The 9,865-nt window shown below is 50.1% G+C and carries 7 protein-coding genes; 3 read left to right on the forward strand and 4 right to left on the reverse strand.

The window, feature by feature from the left end; all coding sequences use genetic code 11:
* The 3 genes from ABY802_RS14575 to pdhR all read right to left on the reverse strand — a co-directional run.
* On the reverse strand, positions 1 to 623 hold a 623-nt coding region (locus tag ABY802_RS14575), incomplete at its 3' end, for a biotin/lipoyl-containing protein (RefSeq protein ID WP_372627857.1).
* A gap of 11 nt (positions 624 to 634) precedes the next feature.
* Positions 635 to 3,301, reverse strand: a complete 2,667-nt coding sequence (gene aceE, locus ABY802_RS14580; protein ID WP_372627858.1) for a pyruvate dehydrogenase (acetyl-transferring), homodimeric type — start codon at positions 3,299 to 3,301, stop codon at positions 635 to 637.
* Between the two features lie 52 nt (positions 3,302 to 3,353).
* Positions 3,354 to 4,112: a pyruvate dehydrogenase complex transcriptional repressor PdhR gene (pdhR, locus tag ABY802_RS14585; protein WP_372627859.1), complete on the reverse strand. Its 759-nt coding sequence runs from the start codon at positions 4,110 to 4,112 to the stop codon at positions 3,354 to 3,356.
* 305 nt (positions 4,113 to 4,417) lie between these two features.
* Here pdhR and recQ point away from each other — a divergent pair, with 305 nt between their 5' ends.
* From recQ to ABY802_RS14600, 3 genes are all read left to right on the forward strand, one after another.
* Complete coding sequence (gene recQ, locus ABY802_RS14590; protein ID WP_372627860.1) at positions 4,418 to 6,214, forward strand: DNA helicase RecQ; 1,797 nt, start codon at positions 4,418 to 4,420, stop codon at positions 6,212 to 6,214.
* A 123-nt stretch (positions 6,215 to 6,337) separates the two neighbouring features.
* Positions 6,338 to 8,437: a diguanylate cyclase domain-containing protein gene (locus tag ABY802_RS14595; RefSeq protein WP_372627861.1), complete on the forward strand. Its 2,100-nt coding sequence runs from the start codon at positions 6,338 to 6,340 to the stop codon at positions 8,435 to 8,437.
* Between the two features lie 132 nt (positions 8,438 to 8,569).
* On the forward strand, positions 8,570 to 9,175 hold the full coding sequence (locus ABY802_RS14600) for a YkgJ family cysteine cluster protein (protein ID WP_372627862.1): 606 nt from the start codon (positions 8,570 to 8,572) through the stop codon (positions 9,173 to 9,175).
* Between the two features lie 23 nt (positions 9,176 to 9,198).
* Here the strand turns inward: ABY802_RS14600 and ABY802_RS14605 are convergent.
* Positions 9,199 to 9,865: zinc-binding alcohol dehydrogenase family protein (locus tag ABY802_RS14605; protein WP_372627863.1), on the reverse strand; the 667-nt coding region annotated here is incomplete at its 5' end.

Here is a 9,865-nt window from a genome sequence, read left to right on the forward strand (position 1 = left end):
GTTTCAAATACCATGATCAGGCTACCGGTTTCGACTTTGTCGCCGACGCTAACCTTAATTTCCTTTACCTTGCCCTCGAACGGCGCAGGCACTTCCATACTGGCTTTGTCGCCTTCAACGCTAAGCAGTGACTGATCGGCTTTAACGCTGTCGCCCACTTTCACCAGAATTTCGGTGACTTCAACCGGATCGCCACCAATGTCCGGCACTTCAACCTCTTTAGTGGCACTACCGCCTGATTTTTTGGAAGCAGACTTTTTGTCATCCCCGCTTTTATCATCAGACTTTTTATCGTCAGATTTTTTGTCAGCTGATGCTTTATCATCTGATTTTTTATCGTCAGACTGCTTAGCCTGATCTTTGTCGTCGCTGTCTTTCGAGTCGCCGTCAGCGTCGCCTTCAAAAATCATAATAAGGCTGCCGGTTTCGATTTTGTCACCGGTTTTTACTTTAATTTCTTTAACCACGCCGCCTTCGGGAGACGGAATATCCATCGCCGCTTTATCGCCTTCAACGCTGAGTAAAGACTGCTCTGGTTTGATTTTGTCGCCAACTTTAACCAGTATTTCGGTTACTTCAACCTCATCTGCGCCAATGTCGGGTACTTTAATTTCATTCGTCATCAGTTATCCCCTTACGCGTACAACGGGTTGGTTTTGGTTGCATCAATGCCAAATTTCTTAATGGCTTCGCTTACCACCGCTTTTTTAAGCTCACCCTGTTTTACCAGTTCAGCCAGCGCAGCAACCACAATATACCCAGCGTTTACTTCAAAATGACGACGCAGATTTTCGCGACTGTCTGAGCGGCCATAGCCGTCCGTGCCCAGTACCTTGTATGACACTGCCGGGATAAAGCCACGAATTTGCTCGGCGTAGTTCTTCATATAATCGGTAGCAGCAATTGCCGGGGCTGTGCCCAATACCGTCGCCACAAATGACGTCTTCTCTTTCGCATCTGGGTTTAACATATTGAAGCGCTCAACATCCTGACCATCGCGCGCCAGCTCGTTAAACGAGGTAACCGAGAACACATCTGAGGCAACGCCGTAGTCTTTGCTCAGAATTTCAGCAGCTTTACGCACTTCGTTAAAGATGGTGCCTGAGCCTAACAGTTGTACCTTACCGCGATCACCGTTATACGACTCCAGCTTGTAAATACCGCGACGAATACCTTCCTCGGCGCCTTTTGGCATGGCCGGGTGGTGGTAGTTTTCATTCATTACCGTAATGTAGTAATAAATATTTTCCTGATCCGGACCATACATGCGGCGAATGCCGTCCTGCATAATCACTGCCAGCTCGTACACATAAGTCGGGTCATACGAAATACAGTTAGGCACAGTGCTGGCCAGCACATGGCTGTGGCCATCTTCATGCTGCAGGCCTTCACCATTTAAGGTGGTTCGCCCGGCGGTAGCGCCTAACAGGAAACCACGTGCCTGCTGATCGCCGGCCATCCAGGCCATATCACCTACCCGCTGGAAACCAAACATCGAGTAGTAAATGTAGAATGGGATCATCGGTAAATCGTTGGTGCTGTAAGAGGTGGCTGCGGCCACCCAGGACGACATGGCACCCAGCTCGTTAATCCCTTCCTGTAATACCTGACCACCAACATCTTCTTTGTAGTACGACACCACAGAACGGTCTTCCGGAGTGTACGTCTGACCACCCGGGTTATAAATACCAATTTGCCGGAACAGACCTTCCATACCGAAAGTACGGGCTTCATCGGCAATAATAGGGACTATTTGCTTACCAATATGTTCGTCTTTTAACAACACATTCAGAATACGGGTGTAACCCATGGTGGTGGAGATTTCGCGTTTCTGCTCGGTTAATAATGAGTCAAACGCATCCAGCTCAGGCAGGGTTAACGGTTTGGTAAATTTAGGCAGGCGCACCGGCGTGTAACCATGTAGCGCGTTACGCCGATCGTGCAGATACTTTAATTCTGGTGAGTCTTTTGGCAACTCGATATACGGAAGATCGTCAACCGCCTCTTCACTGATGTAATCTTCCAGACCCAGGCGCTTGCGCAATTGCAATACGTGGGTCATATCCATTTTTTTCACCTGGTGGGCAATGTTTTTGCCTTCGGCAGCATCACCCATACCATACCCTTTAACGGTTTTAGCTAAAATAACCGTTGGTTTGTCAGTGCAGTTTTGCGCAGCTTTAAAGGCAGCAAATAACTTAGAAGGCTCATGACCACCGCGCTTTAAGGCAAAAATCTCTTCGTCGGTCATATCAGCAACCAGGGCAGCGGTTTCCGGATAACGGCCAAAGAAATGCTTGCGAACAAAAGCACCGTCGTTGGCTTTATAGGTCTGGTAATCGCCATCAACCGTTTCATTCATTAGTTGTAACAATTTACCGGTGGTGTCCTTGGCCAGCAATTTATCCCAGCCACGGCCCCACACCACTTTAATCACATTCCAGCCTGCGCCCCGGAACAAGCCTTCCAGCTCCTGAATGATTTTTCCGTTACCCATTACCGGGCCATCGAGGCGCTGCAGGTTACAGTTAATCAGGAAACACAGATTGTTCAGTTTCTCGCGGGCGGCAAAGCTGATGGCACCGCGTGATTCCGGCTCGTCCATCTCACCGTCGCCCAAAAAGGCGTATACCCGTTGTTCGCTGGTGTCTTTTAACTCGCGGCCATTTAAGTATTTTAAAAAGCGTGCCTGATAAATAGCGGCTATCGGGCCTAAACCCATCGATACCGTCGGGAACTGCCAGAACTCGGGCATTAATTTCGGGTGTGGGTAGCTCGATAAGCCGTTGCCATCCACTTCCTGGCGAAAGCCGTCCAGCTGCGCTGCCGTTAAGCGGCCTTCCACAAAGGCACGGGCATAAATACCGGGTGAAATATGGCCCTGATAATAGACTAAGTCGCCACCGTCTTTTTCATTCGGCGCGCGGAAGAAATGGTTAAAACAGGTTTCATAAAATGCCGCAGACGACTGGTAAGATGCCATATGGCCGCCCAGTTCCAGCTCTTTTTTCGAGCCGCGCAGCACGATCATAATGGCGTTCCAGCGAATAACCGAGCGGATACGCCGTTCCAGATTAACATCGCCAGGGTAAGCCGGCTCCTGCTGTGGTGGAATGGTATTAATGTAGTTAGTCGTCACGCCGGTTGGCATGGCTACGCCCTCTAAGCGGGCTTGTTCTAATACCTGCTCAAGCAGAAACTGCGCCCGCTCCACACCTTCGGTGCGAACCACTGACTCCAGTGCTTCCAGCCACTCTTTTGTTTCCAGAGCGTCGATGTCATTCTTACTGACTTCAGACATATCGAGGTTTCCTATGGTTATTCACGCCTGGGCGTTTAAAATTATCAGGTTATCAGCCTTGCTGGGAACGACGCAAAGAGCGTTCAATGCGCGAGCGCTCTTTGTTTACTTCCAACAACGCTTCTTCAATAAAAGCTAAGTGGCCATTACTGGCCTGACGGGCTTTTTCCGGCTCGCCATTAATTACCGCCTGCATTAACCGCTGGCGGTGGGCATTAAGTTGTTCAGCACTGCCCTCGCGCGCTGCCAGCGCCACCAGGTTTAACCGCACGTTTTGCTCTACCAGCGGTGTTAAACCACGGACTAAATGTAGCAGCACCACATTATGTGACGCTTCCGCTACCGCCAGATAAAACTGGCCGACAGCTTTGGCTTCAGCATCAACATCCTGTTGCTGCTGGCTTAAACATATGCTGTTGTATAAATCTTTTATTTGCTGATGATCGGCAGCCGTGCCGCGCAGTGCAGCGTAATAGGCACAAATGCCCTCTAACGCATGCCTAAACTCCAGCAAATCGAACTGTGACTCTGGGTGGCGACCAATTAACGCAAACAAAGGATCGGTTAAACCTACTGCTAAATTATCGCAGACATAAGTACCACCGCCTTGGCGCCGACTTAGCAAGCCCTTGGCTTCCAGCTTCTGGATAGCCTCACGCAAGGACGGCCGTGACACATCAAACCGCTCAGCCAGCTCACGCTCTGCCGGTAAACGCTGGCCCGGGGCAAAGCTGCCTTCCAGCAACATGTTTTCCAGCTGCTCTACGATACGGTCTGAGAGTTTAGCGGGTTTAATTTTATAATCTGCCATGCCGGATTAGCTTCGCTTGTGCTGGGTTGCCTTTCGACAAGTTGTAAATTGGTATTACCAATATTTAAAAGAGGCGATACGGTACCAGTTTTTCTATAACAAGTAAATAAAGCAGACAATAGCCGCAAAGGCAAAACAGAAAATATTTAGAGTTAAAACTCCAATAACGCCAGGCTGTTTTAGCCACAATCAAATTGGTCTGACCAGTAACGTGTTCAGCGGCCAGATTCAATTACCGCAAAGCTGTAAATCAGCGGGCTTAACGCATACAATAGCCGCTGATTTTTTCAGAGTATCGACGGCGCGTGTCAGAACAGTTATTAGCCACTTTAAAACAAGCCTTTGGCTACAGCGCCTTTCGCGATGGCCAAGCCGAAATTATTGATGCGGCACTGCAGGGACGCGACAGCTTTGTGTTGCTGCCGACCGGTGGCGGAAAATCGCTGTGCTATCAGTTACCCGCCTTGCATTTGCACCAGGTAACGATAGTCGTCTCGCCGTTAATGTCGCTGATGAAAGATCAGGTTGACGCCTTGCAAGCCAATGGTATCGCCGCCGAGTTCGTTAACAGTAGCTTAAGCCGGGAAGCGGTGCTTGAGGTGTTTGCAAGGCTACGTCGTGGCGAGTTAAAACTCTTGTATGTGGCTCCCGAACGGTTATTGCAACCGGCATTTTTAGACCGGCTAACTGATGTGGGCGTCAGCTTGTTTGCCATAGACGAAGCCCATTGTATTTCACAGTGGGGCCATGACTTTCGGCCCGACTATATGGCACTGGCGCTATTAAAACAGCGTTTTCCTGCCGTGCCGGTGATGGCACTGACGGCTACCGCTGATATTGCGACCCGCCAGGATATTGTGCAGCAGTTAACCTTGCAGAGCCCGTGTATTTACACCGGCAGCTTCGATAGGCCCAATATCCGCTATACGGTACAGGAAAAGTTTCGGCCGCTGGAACAAGTGGTCAGCTATTTAAAACAGCAGGAAGGCAGTGCCGGTATTATTTACTGCAGCTCAAGGCGCAAAGTCGATGAGCTAAGTGCCCAGCTATCTGAACGCGGTTTTAAAGTGGCGGCATACCATGCTGGCCACGACAGCGAGCAGCGGGGCCGGGTGCAGGACGATTTTAAGCGGGATGACATTCAAATCATTGTTGCCACCGTGGCATTTGGCATGGGCGTAAACAAATCTAATATTCGCTTTGTTATTCATTTTGAATTGCCTCGTACCATTGAAGCCTATTATCAGGAAACCGGCCGGGCCGGTCGTGATGGCGTGCCGGCGGAAGCACTGATGTTGTTTGACCCGGCAGATATTACCCGGATGAAACGCTGGCTGGAAGCAGAAGAAAACCCGGCACGGGCTGAAGTTGCCTGGCAACGGTTTCAGGCCATGGCCGCCTTTGCCGAGGCCCAGACCTGCCGCCGCCTGGTATTACTCAATTACTTTGGCGAAGCAAGGCAGCAACGCTGTGGGAATTGTGATATTTGTTTAAACCCGCCGCAGCAATTTGATGCCACCGAGCTGGCACGTAAAGCATTGTCATGTGTATACCGGGTAGAGCAAAGTTATGGAATGGCCCATGTGATTGAGGTGCTGCGCGGTAGCCAGAACCAGAAAATCCGCGAGCAGGCGCATGATAAGCTCAGTACCTGGGGCCTTGGCAAGGATCACAGCCATGACTACTGGTTAAGCGTGTTGCGCCAGCTGGTACATTTTGGTTATTTGCAGCAGGATATTACCCGCAACTCGGTGTTGCAGTTATTACCTGCAGCCCGGCCACTATTGCGGGGTGAAACCAACCTGCAACTGGCGGTACCGCGCCTGCAAAGCAGCCAGAAAGTGCCCGCCAAGCTTGGCAACCAAAAGTATGACAGGGCGCTATTTGCCCGGCTACGGACCCTGCGTAAACAATTGGCAGAGCGGGATGATGTACCGCCGTTTGTGGTATTCAGTGACGCAACCTTAATCGACATGTGTCAGCGCTTACCCACCGACAATAGCAGCATGCTGGCCGTGTCGGGCGTAGGTAATACTAAACTGAGCCGCTATGGCAGTGAATTTATTGCAGAGATAGGTGACTATCTGGCCGCTAGCGGCTAATGTTATTTTTCTATAGCTAAAACGTAAGCAATTAAGCTAAGCTACTGTTAAAATTCAGCGGGCAGCCAGATTGGCCTGAAACCCCGTGGTGTTAACGGTGTTGCCCGCCGACGGAGAGCCCAAGTGGTACCAGTAAAATCCTGGATATATGCCTTGCTGTTATGGCTTTGTAGCTGGCCTCTGGTCGCACAAACCGATAGCAATCGGCTTGACCCCGATGCTACCGCCAAAACCGGTATTCAATATCTGTATTATCTGAGCACCCCCCGTGACATTACTCTTGATGATATTCTGGCTGATCCAGCCTACCTCCATAGTTTTCAAGCGGTCGCCGTTGATAAACGTATTCTGGTCAGCGACGACAACCCCGTCTGGTTTAAAGCCCGGCTGCGCAATACCAGCAAACAACCGGTAACCTGGTTACTGGAATATAACTTTCCCATGGTAGACAAACTTGAGGTGTATCGGGTTGATCGGGCCAGCAAAGATATCGAACTGCTTAACCGCACCGGCAATGATTATCCGTTCAACGTCCGGGCATTGCCCTATCGTAGCTACGTCACTGCGCTGAACTTCGGCCCAGAGCAGGACTTTGACGTTTATCTGCGGGTAGTGGATGCGGCCATTATCCCCAGTGACATCACCCTGTGGCAACCGGAAGCTTTTATCAGTGTGCAGCAGGGTAATGCGATTTTCGACGGGGTGCTTAGTGGTATTTTGCTGATGCTGGCCTTGCACAGTTTTTTACTGTTCAACCAGCTGCGCCAGCGCCATCGTTTGTATCAGGGCTTGTTTTTTACCGGTTTTGCTATGGTTCTGGCTATCCTGAATGGCCTGGCGTTTCCGTTGATGTGGCCTGACAACCCGGCGATTAATCTGGCTATTCTGTACATTTTTTCCGGGATTTCATTGTTATGCCTTAATTTATTTATCCGGGCCAGGCTGGAGCAACCACTGTCGTTTATCTGGCACAAGGTACATATCTTTAATAACCTGCTGGCGCTGTGTTTACTGTTCAGCCCGCTACTTGTCGGTGGCGAATGGCGGTTCTGGCTATTGCTGGGCAGTATCACAGTGTTACTTAGCAGCAATATTCTGCTTACCCTGCACTATGCCGTTGCCGGCCAGAAAAGCGCCCGCTCGCTGGCATTAGCTTGTTTCTTTTTGCTACTCAGTGCCGCCATTCTGACCATGGCGCAACTGGGTTATTTTAAACAGCTGTTGGAATGGCACTATTTAACGCTGCTGCTTATTTTATTGTGTATGTCGGTTATTCATTTCAGTCTCGACCATATTCATGCAGTACAAACCACCGATCATGCGGCGCTTAACGAACTGCGTAAATATAAGACGCTGTTTCATCAGGCCAACGAAGGCCTGTTTGTCGGCAATGCTGAAGGACAGTTAGTCGATGCCAATCTGGCATTACTGCAGATCCTGGGATACCAGCAAATCAGTGAGTTACGTCAGGACGTGGGCGTCAATGGCATGGCTCGGTTTTATGCAAACCCGACTGATCGACTGGATTTTACCAGTCAGTTGCATAAGTTTGGTCAACAACAAGCTGAGATCCGTGGCTTACGGGCCGATCGCAGCCCGTTCTGGGCCCTGCTATCAGCCAGGCTGGTGCCGGCTACGGCCACCGAACCCGCCTTTATTCATGGTTCTGTTATTGATATCAGCAAACAGAAACTGGCCTATGAACAGTTAAGTTATCAGGCCAACCATGATGCGGTAACCGGCTTGTATAATCGTCATTATCTATTGCAGCAGCTTACCCGCACCTTATATCAGGCAGGGAAACGGAAAAGCAGCCTGTTATTTATCGATGTGGCCGAATTTAATGATATCAACAGCCGGTTTGGCCATACTGCCGGTGATGATTTACTGAAGCAGCTGGGCCAGCAGCTGGCGCAAAATCTGGCCCCTGCTGATATGCTGGCCCGGCTGGAGAAAGACCAGTTTGCTCTGCTGTCTCCCGGCAAAAATGCCAATGAAGCACTGGTAGTGGCATATCGTTTAATCGATCTGGTCAAGGCATTTAACTTTAGCTGGCAGCAGCAACAGTTTACGATCAGCATTAATATTGGGATCCGGGTGATTGATAACAGCCGCCAGGATAGTGACAGCTTTCTAATCCAGGCTGCCGCTGCTGCTATCAGTGCCCGGGATAAAGGTCAGAACCGGATCCACCTCTATACCGAGCCTATGATAACTAGCTGATGTATTTGGGCGTGTTGACTATATTTACAGCGCCCTCTTGCTGAGTTGATCCGGCTCAGCGTAGAATGGCGCCGCGACAATCCGTCGTTTCTTTATTAAGCAAACCCTTTATGTATTTCGTTCGGAGTCTGTATGTTACGGCTGCGTGAATTATCGCGTCGTGTTGAGGCTGTGTATGGCGAAATAGCGGAAACTTTCAGTGATTATCAACAGCGCCAGGGCTTACAATGCCGCAGCGGCTGTGGTGAGTGCTGTCTGGCGCCGACTATCGAGGCAACCGTGCTGGAAATGCTGCCGCTGGCATTGCACTTGTTTGATCAAGGCAAAGCCGAACAAACCCTGAGTGACCTCGGGCAGTTAACGCAGCCACAAGGGTGTGTGTTCTATCAGAAGTTATCTTTTGATGGTAAACAGGGACAGTGCAGTATCTATCAGCAACGCCCCAGTATTTGCCGGATGTTTGGTGCTGCTGGCTATCGCGATAAAACCGGCCAAACCTCATTATCGGTATGTAAAACCATTAAGAGTGATCACCCGGCAAAGTATCAGCAAAGCGTCATTATGCTGCAAAGCTCACCGCCGCCACTGATGATGCAAAGCAAAGAGCAGGTAAATGAACTGGATTACCAGCTTGGAAACCGCCACTACCCAATTAACACAGCGCTGCAACTGGCGCTGGAACAAGTGTTATTTAAAGCCAGCTATAGCTTCGATCAACAGGATCAGCAAATAGCCTGATGTGTCACACCACTTGCTGCCGGTTAAAAACCGGCCAGCACGACCTTGCCCATAGCTTTGCCACTTTCCAGCAACGCATGGGCCTGGCGCAGATTGGCCGCATTAATGCTGCCCAGCGTTTGCTGTAAGGTGGTTTTTATCTGGCCCTGCTCTATTAAGCGACTTAAATCGGTTAACAACTGATGCTGCAAATGCATATCTGCTGTGGCAAATAATGAACGGGTAAACATAAACTCCCAGTGCAACGAAATGCTTTTTTGTTTCAGTGGCATAATATCAATTCCACCTACAGGGTCGTCAATCAGGGCCAGTTTACCTTGCGGTGCCAACAGTTTTACCAGCTCAGGATAGTGCTGTTCGGTATGGGTTAAACTGGCAACATGGCTTACGCGATCAATATCCAACTCTGCTAATTGTGGCTGCAAAGGCTTACTGTGGTCCACCACGTAATGTGCACCCAACGATTTGACCCAGGCCTGCGTTTCCGGTCTGGAAGCCGTTGCGACAATACAAACACTGGTCAGTTGCCGGGCAAGCTGCACCAGCATCGAGCCAACACCGCCCGCGGCGCCGGTAATTAACAGTAATGGCCGCGGATATTTCAGACTGGATTGATCTAATTCAAGCCGGTCAAACAGCAATTCCCAGGCCGTTATCGCAGTTAACGGTAACGCCGCGGCCTGCTCATAA

It is taken from the genome of Arsukibacterium sp. (assembly GCF_041616895.1).
In the GTDB taxonomy this organism is placed as follows: Bacteria; Pseudomonadota; Gammaproteobacteria; order Enterobacterales; family Alteromonadaceae; genus Alishewanella.

Coding starts and splice junctions, on each gene's coding strand:
- aceE (WP_372627858.1), bottom strand. CDS start 3,301: ATGTCTGAAGTCAGTAAGAATGACATCGACGCTCTGGAAACAAAAGAG.
- pdhR (WP_372627859.1), bottom strand. CDS start 4,112: ATGGCAGATTATAAAATTAAACCCGCTAAACTCTCAGACCGTATCGTA.
- ABY802_RS14600 (WP_372627862.1), top strand. CDS start 8,570: ATGTTACGGCTGCGTGAATTATCGCGTCGTGTTGAGGCTGTGTATGGC.